The 19,903-nt window shown below is 32.5% G+C and carries 12 protein-coding genes; 4 read left to right on the top strand and 8 right to left on the bottom strand.

Annotation, left to right across the window (positions count from 1 at the left end; translation table 11 throughout):
• Positions 1-31 precede the first annotated feature (31 nt).
• The 3 genes from ACTPNM_RS03065 to ACTPNM_RS03055 form a co-directional block, all read right to left on the bottom strand.
• Complete coding sequence (locus tag ACTPNM_RS03065) at positions 32-3,157, bottom strand: UvrD-helicase domain-containing protein (protein WP_440120575.1); 3,126 nt, start codon at positions 3,155-3,157, stop codon at positions 32-34.
• Between the two features lie 75 nt (positions 3,158-3,232).
• Positions 3,233-4,069 (bottom strand): ZIP family metal transporter, encoded by an 837-nt coding sequence (locus tag ACTPNM_RS03060; protein ID WP_274640846.1) that lies wholly within the window; start codon positions 4,067-4,069, stop codon positions 3,233-3,235.
• Positions 4,070-4,088: 19 nt separating this feature from the next.
• Positions 4,089-4,748 (bottom strand): metal-dependent transcriptional regulator, encoded by a 660-nt coding sequence (locus ACTPNM_RS03055; RefSeq protein WP_440120574.1) that lies wholly within the window; start codon positions 4,746-4,748, stop codon positions 4,089-4,091.
• A 132-nt stretch (positions 4,749-4,880) separates the two neighbouring features.
• On the opposite strand from ACTPNM_RS03055, the gene ACTPNM_RS03050 reads away from it, so the two are divergent.
• The 3 genes from ACTPNM_RS03050 to ACTPNM_RS03040 all read left to right on the top strand — a co-directional run bounded on the left by ACTPNM_RS03050 (position 4,881) and on the right by ACTPNM_RS03040 (position 12,168).
• Positions 4,881-7,211, top strand: a complete 2,331-nt coding sequence (locus ACTPNM_RS03050; protein WP_440120573.1) for a TonB-dependent receptor — start codon at positions 4,881-4,883, stop codon at positions 7,209-7,211.
• Positions 7,212-7,346: 135 nt separating this feature from the next.
• Positions 7,347-10,094: a carboxypeptidase-like regulatory domain-containing protein gene (locus ACTPNM_RS03045; protein ID WP_440120572.1), complete on the top strand. Its 2,748-nt coding sequence runs from the start codon at positions 7,347-7,349 to the stop codon at positions 10,092-10,094.
• Positions 10,095-10,215: 121 nt separating this feature from the next.
• Positions 10,216-12,168 carry a hypothetical protein gene (locus ACTPNM_RS03040; protein WP_440120571.1) on the top strand — a complete coding sequence of 651 codons (1,953 nt, stop codon included), beginning with the start codon at positions 10,216-10,218 and terminating at the stop codon, positions 12,166-12,168.
• A 57-nt stretch (positions 12,169-12,225) separates the two neighbouring features.
• Here ACTPNM_RS03040 and ACTPNM_RS03035 read toward each other — a convergent pair whose 3' ends face one another.
• The 5 genes from ACTPNM_RS03035 to rimP all read right to left on the bottom strand — a co-directional run bounded on the left by ACTPNM_RS03035 (position 12,226) and on the right by rimP (position 18,787).
• Positions 12,226-12,651, bottom strand: coding sequence for a hypothetical protein (locus tag ACTPNM_RS03035; protein ID WP_274640840.1), 426 nt, complete (start codon positions 12,649-12,651; stop codon positions 12,226-12,228).
• 87 nt (positions 12,652-12,738) lie between these two features.
• A complete protein-coding gene (locus tag ACTPNM_RS03030; protein WP_440120570.1) occupies positions 12,739-13,710 on the bottom strand; it encodes a M43 family zinc metalloprotease in 972 nt (323 codons plus the stop codon).
• 363 nt (positions 13,711-14,073) lie between these two features.
• Complete coding sequence (gene infB / locus ACTPNM_RS03025; protein ID WP_440120569.1) at positions 14,074-16,929, bottom strand: translation initiation factor IF-2; 2,856 nt, start codon at positions 16,927-16,929, stop codon at positions 14,074-14,076.
• Positions 16,930-17,056: 127 nt separating this feature from the next.
• Positions 17,057-18,313, bottom strand: coding sequence for a transcription termination factor NusA (gene nusA / locus ACTPNM_RS03020; RefSeq protein ID WP_274640837.1), 1,257 nt, complete (start codon positions 18,311-18,313; stop codon positions 17,057-17,059).
• 12 nt (positions 18,314-18,325) lie between these two features.
• On the bottom strand, positions 18,326-18,787 hold the full coding sequence (rimP, locus tag ACTPNM_RS03015) for a ribosome assembly cofactor RimP (protein WP_440120568.1): 462 nt from the start codon (positions 18,785-18,787) through the stop codon (positions 18,326-18,328).
• 158 nt (positions 18,788-18,945) lie between these two features.
• On the opposite strand from rimP, the gene ACTPNM_RS03010 reads away from it, so the two are divergent.
• Positions 18,946-19,773 carry a universal stress protein gene (locus ACTPNM_RS03010; RefSeq protein WP_440120567.1) on the top strand — a complete coding sequence of 276 codons (828 nt, stop codon included), beginning with the start codon at positions 18,946-18,948 and terminating at the stop codon, positions 19,771-19,773.
• Positions 19,774-19,903: the final 130 nt, after the last annotated feature.

The following is a 19,903-nucleotide window of genomic DNA, read 5'->3' as shown; positions in this document are numbered from 1 at the left end:
GTTGTTTGCTATAAAAGTTCAAAGTTAGTTGTTATACTTCTTCAACCAAAATTTCTTCGTCAATATATATAAGTAGTTTTTTCAACACCTTAAAATTCAACGTTTGTAATACTCTTCCATATCGCAATAATTGCTGATGATATGCTTTAGACGGTTTTCCTGTTTTATAATCAATAATTACCACTTCGTTATCTTGATTAAAGATCAACCTGTCTGGGATTACTATCTGTCCATCAACATCTACAATTTCTCTCTCGTTAAACACTACAACTTCTTCAGAAAAGTATTCTTTTAATTTAGAATGATTTACTATTTGCTGTATGCTTTTTATTACTTCAGATGATTTTTCTTGAGGCAAAATCCCTTGCTGTTCATAACGATAAACAACCTTTTCAATATCATCTTTTGTAATAATTTCTGCCATCATTTCATGAATCAAATTACCAAATTCAATAGCTTTACCTTGCTCGGTATCCCACAATTTTGATGCACTTGCTAACATGTGAATATTATGTTCTTTCCACGGTGTGGATATAAAACCTTCTTGTATTTGAACTCCTGATGTTTTCTCCTTTAAAACACTTACCCTTTCTTTATTCCCAAAGGAATATTCTAAAACCTCATCACTCCATTCATCAACCTTTTTTAGGTAGTTGATAAATACTCCCGAGTAAAAATTCGTGTTTTCTTCACCTTTGGATGAAATTTTCTTTTCTGTTACAATATACAATTGCTCCACAGCTCTTGTAAGTGCTACATATAATAAGTTGAAATTATCTAGCTCTAACTCTTCTCTTTGTTGCTGGTAAATCTCAGAACCTCTATCATTAACATAACTCAAATCTTTATTGAAAGGAACGAGTAATTCTTTAAATCCGTCATAACTCTCTGGCAATTCATTTAACCAAACTTTAGGATTTATTTGTCTATAAACATCTAAATCATACGGAAAAATAACTACTGGAAATTCTAGTCCTTTCGATTTATGAATTGTCATTACTTGTACCGCATTGCCACTTTCTGGAGCTACAATACTGAGTTTATCTTTTTTCTCTGACCAGTAATCTAAAAATTCTTGAATACTTGTTCCTTTTCTTTGTTGTTCCAGAACTACATCTAAAAAGAATTGTACATAAGCGTCTGAAGAAGTAACCAGTTGAAAACCTCTAATAATTTCCTCTATTTTTTCGTAAAAAGGTAACTGATGAAACATCGACAATTCAAAGGATGTTTCATAATCTTTTAATTCTTGAAAAATAGCTTTATTAGACTGATGTATTAACTTAGCTATAAACGAATGCTTGTCTTCCAAGACCTTTAAATGCTCATGTAAAAAGTACAACATTTCTAAACAGGTATCTTTATCGTTTGGATGCTGAATTATCTGTAGCGTGTTTACTATAAAGTTGACTTTTGAACTGTTTTCTAATAGTAGTGTTTCTGAAGAAACTATATCAATTCCATTTTCAGATAAGTAATTCGCTACTGTAATCCCATCTTTCTTTTTACGAACTAGAATACAAATTTCATCTAGCGAAAATTCAGTCTCTAAACTTTTAACAAGTTCTAAAATCTTTTTCGGATACTTTATTTTTTCTTCCTCCTTATCTTCTTCTTTTTCTAAAAAAGATAGTGAGACAAAGCCTCCTTTTTTAGTTGTTGTTAACTGTTTATTTCCTTCAACAAACAATTGTTTGTAAGAGTCATTCTGTAAGAAGTTTGCAGTATGTTGAAAAAACTGATTATTAAAGTTAATCACCTCAGCATAACTTCTAAAATTGGTTTCTAAGGTTTTTACTTCTTTAGAAATTTGAAATGGGTTATCTTTTTCTGAACCTAATCCTATAAATTGTTCTGATTTACCTCCACGCCAACGATAAATTGCTTGTTTTCCATCACCTACCAATAACAAATTACTGTTTTCTTGTGCTAATGCATTATCTATTAGCGGAATTAAATTTTGCCATTGCAAGGTTGATGTATCTTGCATTTCATCAATAAAATAATGCATAAAACGCTGCCCAATTCGCTCATAAATAAAAGGTGCAGGTTGGTCTTTAATATTTTCCGAAATTAGCTGATTAAATTCAGCATTCAATCTTAAATTATTTTCTTCTTTTAAATGTGTTAATTCTTGATTGATATTGTTTAAAACCGCTAACGGAATAATACTTTTCAATGCTAGTTTATTCATTGAAAACTGTTGATATAATTGTTCCGATTCTGTATACAACTTCAGTAGTTCTGGTAAAACTCCTTCAATAGCAGATTTTACATCTTCTGGTTTTGACTTGGAATAAAAATTACTCTCCTCAATTCGCTCTCTTAATTTGCTTTGATCAAAAAACTTTGCTTTTTCAGGATTACTGGCTAGTGCTACAAAATGATTTGGCAACATCGATCGATAAAAATCTTTATGATCTAACTTTACTGATTCAATCACTCTCAATGCTTCATCTCCAACCTCTTTCCATCTGTTTTTTATATGTATTTGGTGTTTTGAAATCTTGGTTTTTAAATCGGTAAAATCAGCAAGTTGTTTATCAGCTAGTTTTTTAAAATTCTTAGTATCATCTTCATTCAACAAAATTTTGGAAAACTCGTTTAATTCACAAGAAATATCCCAAGATTTATCGTCATCTGCCTTATCAAGCGAAAAATCTATCAATAATTTAGTCAATGTTTCATCACTTCCTATTTTTGAAATTAGCACATCTACCGCTTCATTCAACAAAGAAACAGCATCCATTTCCACTTCAAAATTTAAAGGCAATCCTAAATCGTAGGCAAAACTTTTAATTATTTTATGAGTAAAACTATCAATTGTAGTGATTGAAAAAGCAGAATAGTTTCGAAGAATTTCATCTAATATTTTTTTGCTTCGACTTTTTACTATGGTTCTATCAAGTGAAGTTTCTTCTAAAATAATTTCTAGTAAGTCATTGCTTTCTCCATCAGCAAAATCTTGCAGGTTATCCAACACACGCTCTTTCATTTCTCCTGCTGCTTTGTTAGTAAACGTAATTGCTAATATTTTTTGAAAACGAAAAATATCTTCGGATTGTAGTAATACCTTCAGGTATTCTTTTACTAAAGTAAAAGTTTTACCACTACCTGCCGAGGCATTGTATACTTGAAAAATTGATGGTTGCTGCACTAATTAAATTTTATGCAAAATACAAAAAGCTAAACAGGATTTGTTTAGCTTTTTAAGTTTATTCTTATTTAATCTCTACCCTAAACCAACGTCTAAAGACATCATTACTATAAATCCACCTATGAAACCTAGAGTTGCAATGTCGGTATATTTATCTCGTTGTGTTTCTGGAATTACTTCTTCAACTACTACAAAAATCATTGCTCCTGCAGCAAACGCCAAAGCATATGGTAAAATAGGTGTAAAAAACGATACTGCTACTGCTCCTAAAACTGCTGCTACTGGCTCTACAACAGCAGACAATTGTCCGAACCAAAAACTTTTAAAACGACTTATTCCCTGTCTTCTCAAAGGCATAGCTACTGCAAATCCTTCTGGAAAATTTTGAATTCCGATACCAATAGCTAATGAAATGGCTGCAATAATCATCTCTGTTTGCTCAACTCCTACCATTGTTGAAGCAGCCCCAAACAAAACACCTACAGCTAACCCTTCTGGAATGTTATGTAAGGTTATTGCCAAAACTAGCAAAGTGGTTTTATGCCAATCTGTTTTTACACCTTCCACTTCATGCTCTTTAAAGTTTATATGCAAGTGAGGCAACAATTTATCCATCCCAAATAAAGCCAATGCTCCCAGAGCAAAACCTATTGCTGAAGGTAATACTTTTACAAATCCTTCTCCTGGACTGTTATCAATTGCTGGTGCTAACAAACTCCAAAAACTTGCCGCAACCATCACTCCTCCTGTAAAACCAAGCATTCCATCTAAAACGGCTCGGTTCATTTTTTTAAAAAAGAAAACTAATGCTGCTCCTAAAGCAGTTAACCCCCAAGTAAATAATGAAGCATATAACGCTGCTTGAATAGGGTGTTCTTTCCCAAAACTAACTAATTGATTAAATAAATCCATTTATAAAAATATTGTCTTTTTAACGTGGTTTTTGAATATATAAGTTACTTGCTATTTTGTTAGATACAGAAAGTGTTTTACCATCCATCTCTATGACTAAAGAACCATCAAAAGGTTCTTTTTCCACTACTTTTATTTGTTTTCCTAAGGCGATTTCTTGCTTATCTAGAAAACGCAAAAATTCTGAAGAGCTATCGTCAACTCCAACACAAACTCCTATTTCATTTTTCTTTAAAGTAGACAACAAGCTTTTTTCTATTATTTGCAGGTTTCCTTCTTTATCTGGAATAGGGTCTCCATGTGGATCTCTTTTTGGATAATCTAAAAAAGCATCCAGCTCATTAATTAATTTTGGAGACTTTATATGCTCTAATTGTTCCGCTACTTCATGCACTTCATCCCAAGAAAAGTTTAGTTTATCTACTAAAAAAACTTCCCATAATCTATGCTTACGAACAATATTCGCAGCTGTTTTTTTTCCAAAATCAGTTAACGTTACTCCCTGATACTTTTTATAACTAACAACATTTTTCTCTGATAGTTTTTTAACCATATCGGTTACTGAAGATGCTTTTGTATCTAGCTTTTTTGCTATTGCATTTGTACTGATTCCTTTTTTATAATCAGCCGCTAAATGATACATTGTTTTTATGTAGTTTTCTTCAGATTGACTAAACATTATTATTTTTTTAGGTATGCAAATATATAGTTTTTGATTTAATTAAACATATTTTTAGTCTAGGCTAAAAATTAATTTATATTTGCATAAAATTTTAATTTAAAAACTGTTCAACAGGAGACCATTTTCAACATGAGAAATCATATTGCCATAGCTATTATATTATTATCAAGCATTGTAAACGGACAAGTAATTAAAGGAAAAGTTACTTCTTCTTCAGGAGAAACCATTCCCTTTGTTAATGTATTTATAAAAGGAACAGATATTGGAACCACCACAGATGAGTCTGGAAACTATACATTAGAAACAACGAAAAATAAATTCGTTTTAGTTTCTTCAATGATTGGTTTTATATCGGAAAGAAAAACTGTTACCCTACACTCTTCTCAAGAAAAAATAGTCAATTTCACATTGATTGAAACTGCAGAAATTTTAGATCAAGTTACTGTCACCGGGACTCGTACCGATAAACGCAGAACTAATAGCCCAGTTATAGTTAATGTAATTAATAGTCAAACCTTGGCTGATGTACAAGCATGTAATTTATCAGAAGGTTTAAAGTTTCAAACTGGTTTACGTGTAGAAACCGATTGTCAGACTTGCAACTACACGCAACTTCGTATGAATGGATTAGCCGGCGGATATTCTCAAATTTTAATTAATGGACGCCCCATCTTTAGTCCACTAACTGGATTATACGGATTAGAACAAGTCCCTACAAATATGATTGAACGAATAGAAGTTGTTCGTGGTGGTGGGTCTGCTTTATATGGCTCGAGCGCTATTGGAGGTACAGTAAATGTTATTACGAAAATTCCGAAAAAAAACAATTATAGTATCGGCTATACCTATCAAAACATTAAAGGAGCTTCAGATCACATTATTGCCGGAAATGCTACCGTGATAAATGAAGATAGAAATGCTGGTGCTTCATTTTTTATTAATAATAGAAAAAGAGAATTGTACGATGCTAACGGTGATAACTTTTCCGAATTACCTGAATTAAAGAATAATTCATTTGGAACTAACTTATTTTTCCTTCCGACAGATAATCAAAAAATAGAAGTGAATTTTAGTAAAATGAATGAGTACCGTTATGGTGGAGAAATGGTTGATAAAGCCCCTCATTTTGCAATGCAATCGGAAGAACGTGTTCATGATGTTTATGTAGGAAATATTGATTATCAAATTAACTTTAACGATGACAAAAGCTCTATAATTTCTTATTTCGCTACACAATATACCGACAGAGAACACTATACTGGAATTAGACCAGACGTTGATACTGATGAAGATACTAAGCACTTGGCTAAACCACCTTATGGTAACTCGACAACTACTACTTTTCAAGGAGGGTTACAATTCAATCATCAATTAGAGAAGTTTTTAGGAGGAAACAATGTACTAACTTTAGGTGGTGAATTTGCACAAGATGATGTTTTTGATGTTATTGATGCATACGAATACAAAGTAGATCAATTAACTCAGAACTTTGGATTCTTTTTCCAAAGCGATTGGGAAATAAACAAACAATTAAATTTACTAACAGGTATTCGTTACGATAATCACAAATTAAATGCTTTAAAGCAAGACGGAACTGAAAAAGCTATTGTAAATAACATTGCTAGTCCACGAGTATCTTTACTGTTTAAACCTTTTGAAAACACACAAATTAGAGGAACTTGGGGAACTGGCTTTAGAGCTCCACAAGCTTTTGACACTGATTTACATATTGCTTTTGCTGGTGGTGGAATTTCACGGGTACTACTATCTGACAACTTAAAAAGAGAACGTTCTAATAGTTATACCTTATCTTTTAATTATGATAAACCTAACGAACATTATATTTACGGATTCACTTTCGAGAGTTTTTATACTAACCTAAAGGATGCTTTTTATTTAGAATCTATTGGAGAGGATGAATTTGGTGAAGTTTTTGAAAAAAGAAATGGTGATGACGCCGTAGTTAAAGGAATTACTTTAGAAACACGCTTCAACTATGATGGTATTTTACAATTAGATGCAGGTTTCACCTATCAGTCTAGTAAGTACAATTCAGCTGTTAACAATTCTAACGAACTTCCTTTAAAAAAAGAGTTTTTACGCACTCCTAACACCTATGGATATGCTACAGCAACCTATACACCAAACCAAAAATTTAAGACAGCTTTAAATTTAGTATATACAGGTAGTATGGAAGTATTGCATTTAGCTTCTCCCCAAAACCTAACAGCAGATGAATACTTTAACTCTCCTTCTTTTTTAAATTTGGGAATTAACAGTAGTTATACATTTAATATAGAAAAGCTTAACACAAACATAGAACTTAACGCAGGTATTAAGAACATTTTAGACGATTATCAAAATGATTTTGACAAAGGAAAAGATAGAGATAGTAACTTTATTTTTGGTCCTGCAACCCCAAGAACCTTTACTTTCGGTATAAAATTTACAAGTAATTAACGTTTAAGTAACGTAACTGAATCCAATTAACATTAACTAAACATTCTAATAATACAAACGTAATTCCTACATAACATTAGCTTTACTGTTTAACTTGAATTTTGCGCCATAAATAAACAGAATTCAAAGATTAGAATGAAAAAAATATTATTTATAGCTTTTTTAAGCTTATGTAATTTAGCATTTTCTCAAAGCAAAGGTACTGTTACTGGTACTGTTACTGACAAAGAAATGAGCGGTGAAGCATTGCCTTTTGCTAATGTTTTTATTAAAGGAACTTCTATCGGGGGGACAACCGATATGGATGGTAAGTACACACTTAGTGTACCTACAGGAAATCAAACTATTGTTTTTAGTTTCGTTGGTTATCAAACTATTGAAAAGCAAATAGTAGTAAAAGAGAACGAAACACTTATAACAAACCAAGAACTAGGTGCTAATGAAGGGGTAGCGCTAGATGAGGTTAAAATTAACGCAACTGTTAGTAGGGAAAAAGAAACTGCTTTATTATTAGAGCAAAAGAAAGCTACAGTAATTAAAGAAAGTATTGGAGCACAAGAGCTAGCTAAAAAAGGAGTTAGTGATGCAGCTGCTGCAACTACAAAAATTTCTGGTGTTAACAAAAGTGAAGGATCAGGAGATATTTACATTCGTGGTTTAGGTGACAGATATTTATCAACTACAATGAATGGATTACCAATTCCTTCTGACGATGTAAGTAACAAGAATGTTAACTTAAGTTTATTCAATACAAACGTTATACAAAACGTAGGTATCAGTAAAACATATGCTACCTCAAGCTATGCAGATCAAGCTTCAGGAAATGTAGATATTGCTTCTAAAGAGTATACAAAGGATATGTTTTCCATAGGTATTAAAGGAGGTGTTAACACTAACGCTATTGAAGTTGACAACTTTAGAAGTACTATTATTAGTAACGATGTAACTTTTGGGTTTCATCAAAAGAAGTTTGCTCTTCAAAACCAAATGACTTTACAAGGCTGGGATACAAAAAAAGGTGAAACACCAATTAACTATGGTATTTCATTATCAGGAGCAAAAAGATTCAACTTATTTAATAAAGAATGGAAAATCTTAGCTTCTGCTTCACATTCTAAATCATCTGAATACAGAAATGGTTTATTTAAAGCTTACAGATCTAATGTATTAAACAACTCATTTACGGATGTTGAAAACTTCATTGCTAAAACAAATTCTACTGGTTACATAAGAGTTGATCTAAAATTAAACGACAACAATAAATTAAAGTACAATACTTTATTTGTTAACAAAGGTGAAGATGGATTATATGAACAAGGTAGAAATGGAGAAGGGTATGTATTTGATCAAGACCCACAAGAAGAGGGTGCTTTTGTTAGAGATCAAAACTTTAAACAAACTACCATGTTTGTAAACCAATTAATGGGTGAACATAAATGGAATAAAAACAATGAATTAAACTGGGCAGCAGGTTATAACTTTGTTTTAGCAGAAGAGCCAAATCGTATTAGAAATGAAGTAAACATCTTAGATATTGATTCTAGTCCATTAATTCAATTTGCACACGTTGGAGATTATCAACAAAGAAAATCTTCTCAAAAAATTGAAGATACTGAATATAATGCTTTTATTGAAAATCACTGGTCTCTAGGTAGCGTTGCAGATGAATATGAAGACAAACCTTATACGTTAAACTACGGATTAAACTTCCGTAAGAAAGAAAGGTCTTTTAACTCTTTGTTTATTGGATTTAGAGCAAAAGATTTTACAGCTCCTTCTGTTGATCAAATCTCAGAGACTTTACAACAAGGAACTAATGCTGGTTTAATTTTAAGAGAACAACAACCAGATTTATATCAAGGAGAATTGTTTGTTTTAGCAGCTTACACAAACTTCGATTTTAAGTTTGATAACAGATTATCTGGTAATATTGGATTACGTTTTGAGAGAGACGAAATCGATATGGCATGGAATGTAGCTAACCGTCCTGGTAGATTTGGATCAACTAATAGAGTTTACGAAAGCTTATATCCAAGTGTAAACTTAAAATACGAATTAAACGATAGAAACTTTATCCGTTTTGCATCAAGTGTAACTCAAACGTTACCTGAATTTAAAGAATTGTCTCCTTTCGAATACGTTTCTCCAACTGGTCGTGTTATTGGAGGTAACGAAGACTTAGAAAAATCTGATGTATATAATGTTGATTTAAAATGGGAGTTTTTCCCAAGCAGAAGCCAATTAATTTCTGCAACAGCTTTTTACAAACAAATCAACAACCCTATAAACTTAACACAAGATCAAGGTTCATCAGGTTACTTTAAATTCTTTAATACAGGTGAACAAGCTGATATTTTAGGTTTCGAAGTTGAAGGTAGATTAGATCTTTTAAAGAATGAAGACGAAGAAACTGTGTTAAATGCTACAGCTAACTTAACTAAAATGTGGTTTAATCAAGATTTATCTCCTAGATATCAATTTAAAGGAAAATCTGAATCTGAATTACAAGGAGCTTCAGACTTTATTGTTAACGGTTCTTTAAGCTATACAAACAATAAAGAAAACGAATTCATTGCTACTTTAACTGGTAATTATGCTTCAGATAAAATTTACGCTTTAGGTGCTCCTGAAGATTTTGATAACAGTGCTACCCTTTACAATGATGAAATTATTGAAAAAGGTTTTATAACTCTAGACCTTGTATTAAGCAAGCAAATCTTTAAAGGGTTCACTGCTAAGTTAGTTGGTAAAAACTTATTAGACCCTAAAATTGAACAAAATCAATTAGTTCGTGATTTAAACACCTTAATTGAAACTAATGAAACTGTACTTTCTTACAAAAAGGGAAGACAAGTTTCTCTAAGCTTAAATTATACATTTTAGACCTCTTTAACTTTAAATTAATATTAATGGTTTTATATAACAATCAATTAATATTCAGTTAAAAGAAACAAAAGATATAGGTTTTTTATTTGTACAATAAAATTAAACTAAAGAAATCAAAATGAAAAGATCATTTAAATTATTAAGTATAGCAGCTCTTTCTGTTGCAGCTTTAACTTTTACAAGTTGTGGTAGCGATGACCCTGCAATTTTACCTCCAGACGTTTCTAATGTTGTAGAAAAATTACAAAATGGAATTATGAGCGGTGAACTTTCTGAAGATTATACATTATCAAACGCTTCTTATGCATTAACTAGCTCTTTCGTTATTAAAGACGGCGCTACATTAACTATTCCTGCAGGAACAAGTATTGTTGCTGATGCTAAAGGAACTGATGTTTATATCGCTGTTTTACAAGGTGGAAAAATCAACATTAACGGAACTAACAGCAATCCAGTAGTTATGAGTTCTAGCGATGGTAAGCCTGGTGATTGGGGTGGTTTAACTATCTGTGGTAAAGCTACTACTACCGCTGGTACTAATGTTACTGCTGAAGTTGGTGGATTTATTTACGGTGGTACTCAAGACGATGATAACTCAGGAGTTATCAAAAACTTAGTAATTAAAGGTACTGGCGCACAAATTAATACAGAGTCTCAATACAATGGAGTTTCTTTCTATTCAGTAGGTTCTGGAACTACAGTTGAAAACATTGCTGTTTTTGATGGAGCTGATGATGGGGTTGAATTCTTTGGAGGAACTGTTTCTGCTAAAAATATATACTTAGAAAACTTAGAAGACGATGCTATTGATTGGACTGAAGGATGGAATGGTACTGTTGAAAACTCTTATGTAGTAAATACAAAAGCTGGTTTCTCAACTGTTGTAGAAGCTGACAAAGACAACAAAAATCCTAAGTTAGTTAACTTAACAGCTAAATCAATTGTTGGTGGTACTGCTTTGCAATTTAAAAAGCAATCTGGAGCTACTATTACAAACCTATTTTTAGAAGGATATGATGACAACATCGATATGAAAGATGGTGGTCCTTTAGCAAACGTAATTATTGAAGGAGAAGCTGCAAAATTAGACACTGAATACAAAGCTGGAACTAAAGTTGATATCTCTGGTTGGTCATTCATCAATGGTGAAATCGTTGAAATTACTCCTTTAGTAGGTGAAGTTACAGGAAACGTAACATTAACTTCTAACAAGACTTATAACTTAACTGGATCTTACATTGTAAAAGACGGAGCTACTTTAAATATTGAAGCTGGCACAAAAATTATTGTTGATCCTAAAGGAACAGATGTTTATATCGCTGTTTTACAGGGTGCAAAAATCAACATTAACGGTACTGTTGATGCTCCTGTAGTAATGGCTTCTGCTGCTGGAAAACCAGGAGACTGGGGAGGTTTAACTATCTGTGGTAAAGCTACTACTTCTGCTGGTACAGATGTTACTGCTGAAGTTGGAGGATTTATCTACGGTGGTACTCAAGATGATGATAACTCTGGTATTATCAAAAACTTAGTAATTAAAGGTACTGGTGCACAAATTAACACTGAATCTCAATATAACGGAGTTTCTTTCTACTCAGTAGGTTCTGGAACTGTTGTTGAAAACATTGCTGTAATTAACGGTGCTGATGATGGAGTTGAGTTTTTTGGAGGAACTGTTTCTGCAACTAACCTATACTTAGAAAATAACGAAGATGATTCTGTAGATTGGACAGAAGGATGGAACGGAAAAGTAACTAATACTTATATCTCTCATACTATTGCTGGTTTCTCAACTGCTTTTGAAGGAGATAAAGTTAATAACAATCCTCAGTTTGAAAACCTAACAGCTATTTCTACTGTTGGTGGTACAGCTTTACAGTTTAAAAAGACTTCTGGAGCTACTATAACTAACATTTGGTTAGAAGGATACGATATGAACATCGACATGAAAGATGGTGGTCCTTTAGCTAACGTTGTAATTGACGGAGAAGCTGCTTCTACTACAGCTGATTATAAAACAGGAACTAAAGTTGACATCTCTACTTGGTCTTGGAGAGAAGCTGGATTATAATAGCTTAACTTTAATCAGAAATAAAAAAAAACCGAGCAAATTGCTCGGTTTTTTTGTTTATTCTTTTAAATCAGAAAGACTGTATAATAAATCTTCTAGTTTTTTTAATTCTTTTGGCGGATTACCAGCATCGAATATGCTCGATTTATATTCCTTATCAGCTATTTTAATAGTGAATTCCGCATGCAACGCCCCATCTGTTATTCTTTTTTCGCTTGGAGCCTTCAAATCGCTTATTTCATCTAAATTTAACTCGCTAACTATCCTTTTTAGCTCTTCTAACTGTTCTTTATTTACTTCTTTAGTTCCTTCCTTTTGATGCGTTTTGTATGATAATTTATTTCCTTCAATAGTTAACTGCACCAAACTTCCTCTTGTTTGAGCTTCATAAGCTATTTTATCAAACTCTTTTGTTTTATTCTGTGCTGCACAATTCATCATTAATAAAAACACTACAGGTACTATTATTCTTAAGTATTTCATCTATTCTTACTCTTTAGTTTATGATAATAAAAAGACGCTCTTTTAAATAAAGAACGTCTTAATATATGAATTTCGTATTAAAACAGACTAGTCTGCCATAGTAGCTCTAAATCCTCCTAGAGCAAATACTGCATCCATTCTAGCTTTTTGACCTTCTGTAAACATATACATACAGCTATCGTCAGAATAATCCATAAAGTTCATCGTCATGTTAGCACTACCACACTCAATTACTGGGTAAGTAGGGCATCCTCTACTATTTCCGTCAGCGTCTGGAGTATCAGCAACAAAATCGCTAGCACCACATCCACCATCACCCCAAATGTGACGTAAGTTTAAATAGTGACCAACTTCATGCGTTGCAGTTCTTTGGTTACGACCAACAAAACTATGTGCTAAAACTACACCGTCTGTAGACCAACTACCTCCTGGAAACTGTGCGTATCCTAAAATTTGTCCTCCTCTATATGGCATAACGTTTACAATCCAGATATTTAAAAATTCTTGTGGATTAACAACATCACTACCTCCTGAAGAAGTAAATTTCATTGAATCATCTGGTCTCCAACTTCTCTTTTTTGTATTTTGAACTCTAATTACATCCTCAATAACAAAATCGATATTTACATTTGCTTCAACTCCTGCAAACTCAGCAGGCATTGCTCCTCTGTTAGGATTCTGCATATTAAAGTCTTCGTTCAATGCATCAATTTGGTCTTGCAATACCGATAATGATAAGTTTTCACTTGCTTGACGATAAATTACATGATAAACTACTGGTATTTGTATTTTTCCATTTACTAACCTAGCTTGAACATCTCCAGATTTAACTTTTTGTAAGTAAGATGCTGTAAAGTTTTCAATGTTTTCCATTTTGCTCTTTAAACCAGGGTCATTAGCCATATTTGCTTCTAGAACATCGTTAGCAAAACATTGCTTTTCTGCTTTTTGCAGCGTTGTTACATCTGCTTCAGGTTCTAAATCTGGGTTTTGTTCATTTGTTTGACAACCTACTAAAATTCCAGCAGCGATTGCCATGGTAAGAAAAATTCTTTTCATGTTGTGAATGTTTAAAAATTAGTATTAGAAACACTAAAAAGTGTTGTTTGTTTTGTTAAAAAACTACAAACAAAATTCTTTTAAAGAAGATAAATTGTTAATTTTTTATTATTTAAATAATAATTTGAAGGGTTTTTTAACGATACGCAATATATAATTTTCAACACACAATTAAAATTTTTTTTTCTTACTCATTTACAACACCTTAGTCCCTTTAAACATCACTTGCGAGAAATAAAAGACAATGCTCTCTTTTTTTAAACACCTAATAATGAAAGCAGTAAAAAAAGTCATTTTTAATCATCAAGTACAAAAAAAGGTGCCCAATTGGGCACCTTTTTATTTTATATTTAAAGTAAGCGATTACTTAAGTTTCTTCTTAACTGCAACTTCAGTATAAGCTTCTAATGTATCCCCTTCTTTAATATCGTTATATCCTTTTATTTGAAGACCACAATCGTATCCTTTAGTTACTTCCTTAACATCGTCTTTAAAACGCTTTAATGAGGCTAATATACCATCATGAACTACAATTCCATCTCTAATTACACGAACTTTAGAATCTCTTGTAATTTTTCCTGTCATTACCATACATCCTGCAATGTTACCAATCTTAGAAATTTTATAAACTTCTCTTATTTCTACATTACCAAGAACTTCTTCTTTCATTTCAGGAGATAGCATTCCTTCCATTGCATCTTTCAGGTCATTGATAGCGTCATAGATGATTGAATAAGTTCTGATATCAACTTCCTCTCTATCTGCTACCGAACGTGCATTTCCTTGCGGACGTACATTAAATCCAACGATAATTGCATCTGAAGCTGTTGCTAACAATACATCAGATTCTGTAATTGCACCAACTCCTTTATGAATTATATTTACTTGAATTTCTTCTGTAGATAATTTTTGGAATGAATCTGTTAAAGCTTCTACCGAACCATCCACATCTCCTTTTAAGATAATATTTAATTCTTTGAAGTCTCCTAACGCAATACGACGACCAATTTCTGCAAGTGTTAGTGTTTTTTGTGTTCTAACTGATTGCTCACGTTGTAATTGAGAACGTTTAGCTGCTATTTGCTTGGCTTCACGCTCATCTTCAAATACATTGAACTTATCACCTGCTTGTGGCGCTCCATCTAATCCTAAAATTGATACTGGCGTAGAAGGTCCTGCTTCTTTTACTTTTCTTCCTTTATCATCAAACATAGCTCTTACTTTACCACTATGCTTTCCTGCTAAGATATAATCTCCAATTTTTAATGTACCTGCTTGTACTAATATTGTAGATACATATCCTCTACCTTTATCTAATAAAGCTTCTACAACAGCCCCGTTTGCATTCTTATTAGGGTTTGCTTTTAACTCTAATACTTCAGCTTCTAATAATACTTTTTCTAATAATTCATCAACCCCTTGTCCTGTTTTAGCAGAAATTTCTTGTGATTGAATATTACCACCCCAATCTTCAACTAATAAGTTCATAGAAGAAAGTTGTGTTTTAATATTATCTGGATTTGCGTTAGGCTTATCTATCTTGTTTATTGCGAAAATAATTGGAACTCCTGCTGCTTGTGCGTGAGAAATTGCCTCTTTTGTTTGTGGCATTACATCATCATCGGCAGCTACTACGATAATTACTAAATCGGTTACTTGAGCTCCACGAGCACGCATTGCTGTAAAGGCTTCGTGACCTGGTGTATCTAAGAAGGCAATTTTTTGATCTCCAACATTTACAGCATAAGCTCCAATGTGCTGAGTAATACCTCCTGATTCCCCTTCAATTACATTCGCATTACGGATGTAATCTAATAATGATGTTTTACCGTGATCTACGTGACCCATTACTGTAATAATTGGAGCACGAGTAACTAAATCTTCTGGTTTATCTTCTGTTTCTTCAATAGATTCCTCTACTTCAGCTCCAACAAACTCTACTGTATAATTAAACTCTTCAGCAACAATTTGCAATGTTTCAGCATCTAAACGTTGGTTCATTGTTACCATCATTCCTAGCATCATACAACTAGAAATAATTTGAGTAACAGGAACATCCATCATCGTAGCTACTTCACTTACTGTAACAAATTCTGTTACTTTTAACACCTTGCTTTCAGCTTGTGCTGCTTGTAATTCGGCTTCACTTTGCTGACGGTGAGCATCTCTTTTATCTCTACGGTATTTTGCACCTTTTCCTTTTTTAGATTTTCCTTGAAGTTTTTCTAAGGTTTCTCTAACTTGTTTTTGGATTTGTGCTTCTGTTAGCTCTTCTTTTGGAGCGGTATTTTGTCTTCTACCTCTTTGACCTCCTCGGTTTCCACCTCTTTGGCCTCCGCGGTTTTGACCTCCTCTATTATTTCCTTGAGGTTTTGCTCCTGAACCTGGGGCTCCTGGTTTGCTAATTCTCTTACGTTTCTTCTTATCTCCGTCTGTCTTAGCTTCTGGTTTTTTCTTTTTTGGTCTTTCGAATTGTTTTAAATCAATTTTTTGACCTGTAAAGTTAGGACCATCTAATTTCTTGTACTGAGTTTTAATTTTCTCAGCATTTTCTGGAGTAACCTCAGTTTCTTTTTCTGATTGCTTCACCTCTTTAACCTTTTTTTCAACAGTCTTTTTTACTTCTTTAGGCTGTTCTTTTTTCTCTTCCTTTTTAGGAGTATTAACTGTTTTTGCTTTTGGCTTTTCTATTTTTGGAGGCTCTGGCTTTTTCTCTTCTACCTTTACTGGTTCTTCTACTTTTTTAGTTTCTTGAACTGGTTGAACAGGTTCTTCTTTCTTAGGCTCTTCTACCTTTTGCTCCTCTTTTTTTGCAGGTTCAGGTTTTGCTTCTTCTGGTTTTTCTTCTACAGCTTTACCAGTTTCAACATCTATTTTACCTACAGTTTTAAGTTCTAACTTTTCTGCTTTGGCTTTTAAAACTTCTTGTTTTTTAGCTTCTTCTTCTAATCGTTTTCTTTCTTGCTCTTGCTCTAATTGCTGACGAATTGCCTCTTTCTCTTTTTTCTTTTCTTCGCTAACTTCTTTAGAGGCCACCTTTTTAGATTTATCAGTTTGAAAACCATCAAATAAAATTTGATATTCTTTATCTGATATTTTGGTAGTAGGGCGAGCTTCTATCTCATAGCCATTTTTAGCTAGGTGTTCTACAGCTCTATCTAAAGAAATGTTTAGTTCTCTTAAAACCTTATTTAGTCTTAATTTTTTGCCTTCAGCCATATATTGTTTTATACTTTTTATTGAAAAAACACACTTTACACGTAATACGCATAGTTATGCTTTTTTTCTACTTTTTGCTAGATTTTATATGGATTTCCCACAAAGGAAACTAGCTTCCTTACTATATTTAGTCTTCGAATTCTTCTCTTAAAATTCGTTGAACATCTAAAATTGTTTCTTCTTCTAAATCGGTTCTCTGTACTAGCATTGACACGTCTTTTTCCAAAACACTCTTTGCTGTATCTAAACCAATCTTCTTGAATTCTTCAATTACCCAAGCTTCGATTTCATCTGAGAATTCTGTTAACTCTACATCTTCTTCTTCTATTCCTTCTCTTTGAACATCTATTTCGTAACCTGTTAACTCACTTGCTAAACGAATATTAACACCAGCTCTACCAATTGCTTTTGATACTTCTTCTGGTTTTAATAAAACATTTACACGTCCTTTTTTACCATTCTTCTCTTCTTCATACATTTCAATGTCTACAGAAGTTACTTTTGCTGGACTTAATGCTCTTGCTACAAATAACTGCTCGTTCTTTGTATAATTGATTACATCAATATTTTCGTTTCCTAATTCACGAACAATACCGTGAATACGAGAACCTTTTACACCAACACAAGCTCCAACAGGGTCAATTCTATCATCATAAGAATCTACTGCTATTTTTGCTTTGTCTCCAGGAATTCTTGCAACACCTTCAATAGTAATTAAACCGTCGAAAACTTCAGGAATTTCTTGTTCAAATAATTTTACTAAGAACGCTGGCGAAGTTCTTGATAAAATAATAGCTGGTTTATTACCTCTTAGCTCTACTGATTTTATCACTCCTCTAACTGCATCTCCTTTTCTAAAGAAGTCAGAACGAATTTGTTCACTCTTAGGTAAAACAATCTCATTTCCTTCGTCATCCAACAAAATTACAGCATTATGACGAATATGGTGCACTTCTGCACTATAAATTTCTCCTTCTAAGTCTTTAAATTGCTTGAAAACGTTTGTACTATCGTGTTCATGAATTTTAGAAATTAGGTTTTGACGCAATGCTAAGATAGCACGTCTACCTAAATCTACAAGCTTTACTTCTTCAGAAACATCTTCACCAATTTCAAAATCTGGTTCTATTTTTCTTGCTTCTGATAGTTCAATTTCCTCATTATCGTCTTCAGACATTCCATCTGCTACCACCACTCGGTTTCTCCAAATCTCTAAATCTCCTTTATCTGGGTTGATAATGATATCAAAGTTTTCGTCAGACCCAAACCTACGTTTTAAGGCTGCACGAAATACTTCTTCTAGGATAGACATTAATGTTACTCTGTCTATACTTTTATTATCTTTAAACTCCGAAAATGATTCTATTAACGCAATATTTTCCATTTCATTCTCTAATTAAAATATGATCTTCACTTTTGCTTCTTTAATATCTTGATACGCTAGTGTCTTTGTTTTCTCTACCGTATGCTTCCCTTTACCTATTGGTTTAGGTTCTCTTGCTTTCCAAAACAAGGTAATAGTATTTTCTGTTACCTCTGTTAAGGTTCCTTCAAATTCTTCAGTTGCTGTTTTAACTTTTAGAATTCTGTTTATGTTCTTTTTATACTGACGCTTAACTGTTAATGGTTGAGCTATATCAGGAGTTGTAACTTCTAACGAAAAATCTTCTTCTTCTCTATCTAAATTATGCTCTATATTTCTACTAATACGAATACACTCACTTAGAGGTACACCTGAGTCACCATCTACTATTACTTTTATTTTATTCTCTGCCAAAAACTGTAAATCTATTAAATATAATGATTCGTTTTCTTGTAAGGCTTCTTGTAATAATTCTTTAACTCGTTCTTGATTCATCTTAGGTATAAAAAGAGGGGACTCTCGTCCCCTTCATCTATCTGATTAATAAATTTGCTGCAAATATAGTAAGTTATTCATTAACACACAAATATCTTTTATTTGTTAATTGTTTTTTCGTATATTTAAGAAACTATCTCTCTTTAAATCTTCTTATTATGAAAAAAATACTAGTCCCAATCGATTTTTCAAAACCTTCGGAATACGCTTCGAAGCTAGCCTCGACAATAGCTAAAAAAGCTAATAGCGAAGTTCATCTACTTCATATGGTTGAACTCCCTACTGGATTTGTAGACATGGGCTCAGGAACTAACTTTAGTATTCCTGAAAGCATGTTGTATATTAGAAAAGTTCGTGACAGAATGCTTGATTACAAAAAGCAGTTTTTTCCAAAAAACAACAATATCAAGCATGCTATCAGATTTCAAACTCCCTTTGATGGAATTCAAGATTACTCTAAAAAAATTGGAACAGATCTTATTATTATGGGAGCCAAAGGCCACACAAACTTAGAAGAGATTCTTATAGGTTCTAACACTGAAAAAGTTGTAAGAAATTCTGAAGCCCCTGTTATTGTTACTAAAAAAAACGGGGATAATTTCGTTCCTAAGAATCTTGTTTTTGCTTCAAGCTTTAAACCTGATAAAACCAAAGCTTTTGAACGGTTTTTAGACTTTGCTCAAAATTTTGATAGTAAAATTAACTTATTAAAAGTAAACACACCTCAAAAATTTGAAAACACTCAAGAAACCAATAAACGAATTAAAAAATTTATCGAAAAGTATGATTTAAAAAACTACACTATTAATGTTTATAACGATTCTTCAATCGAAAAAGGAATTTTAAATTTTTCAAACAAAATAAATGCAGATATTATTGCTTTAGCTACTCATGGAAGAAGTGGTTTGTCTCATATTTTTAATGGAAGTATTACAAAGCATTTGTCTAAAAAGTCAATAAAGCCAATGCTTACTTTCAAGGTTTAAAAAACTTTTAATAAAGAAGAAACGCTAAGATAATTATCTTAGCGTTTCTTTTGTTTGGTTAGTTCAAGTTTCAAAAGGTATGTTTAGAGAAGCCTTTTAATCAACCTCTCTAAACAATTCCTACTCATAA

Source organism: Tenacibaculum sp. Ill (assembly GCF_051938915.1).
In the GTDB taxonomy this organism is placed as follows: Bacteria; Bacteroidota; Bacteroidia; order Flavobacteriales; family Flavobacteriaceae; genus Polaribacter; species Polaribacter larymnensis.
Note: the sequence above shows the minus strand (reverse complement) of the source record. Positions and strands in the feature narration are given on the sequence as shown.

What these genes read in the sequence shown, in the direction of transcription:
- nusA (WP_274640837.1), bottom strand. Translation starts at nt 18,313, where the DNA reads ATGGAAAATATTGCGTTAATAGAATCATTTTCGGAGTTTAAAGATAAT.
- ACTPNM_RS03040 (WP_440120571.1), top strand. Translation starts at nt 10,216, where the DNA reads ATGAAAAGATCATTTAAATTATTAAGTATAGCAGCTCTTTCTGTTGCA.
- ACTPNM_RS03050 (WP_440120573.1), top strand. Translation starts at nt 4,881, where the DNA reads ATGAGAAATCATATTGCCATAGCTATTATATTATTATCAAGCATTGTA.
- ACTPNM_RS03035 (WP_274640840.1), bottom strand. Translation starts at nt 12,651, where the DNA reads ATGAAATACTTAAGAATAATAGTACCTGTAGTGTTTTTATTAATGATG.
- ACTPNM_RS03010 (WP_440120567.1), top strand. Translation starts at nt 18,946, where the DNA reads ATGAAAAAAATACTAGTCCCAATCGATTTTTCAAAACCTTCGGAATAC.
- ACTPNM_RS03060 (WP_274640846.1), bottom strand. Translation starts at nt 4,069, where the DNA reads ATGGATTTATTTAATCAATTAGTTAGTTTTGGGAAAGAACACCCTATT.
- ACTPNM_RS03030 (WP_440120570.1), bottom strand. Translation starts at nt 13,710, where the DNA reads ATGAAAAGAATTTTTCTTACCATGGCAATCGCTGCTGGAATTTTAGTA.
- infB (WP_440120569.1), bottom strand. Translation starts at nt 16,929, where the DNA reads ATGGCTGAAGGCAAAAAATTAAGACTAAATAAGGTTTTAAGAGAACTA.
- ACTPNM_RS03045 (WP_440120572.1), top strand. Translation starts at nt 7,347, where the DNA reads ATGAAAAAAATATTATTTATAGCTTTTTTAAGCTTATGTAATTTAGCA.
- ACTPNM_RS03055 (WP_440120574.1), bottom strand. Translation starts at nt 4,748, where the DNA reads ATGTTTAGTCAATCTGAAGAAAACTACATAAAAACAATGTATCATTTA.
- rimP (WP_440120568.1), bottom strand. Translation starts at nt 18,787, where the DNA reads ATGAATCAAGAACGAGTTAAAGAATTATTACAAGAAGCCTTACAAGAA.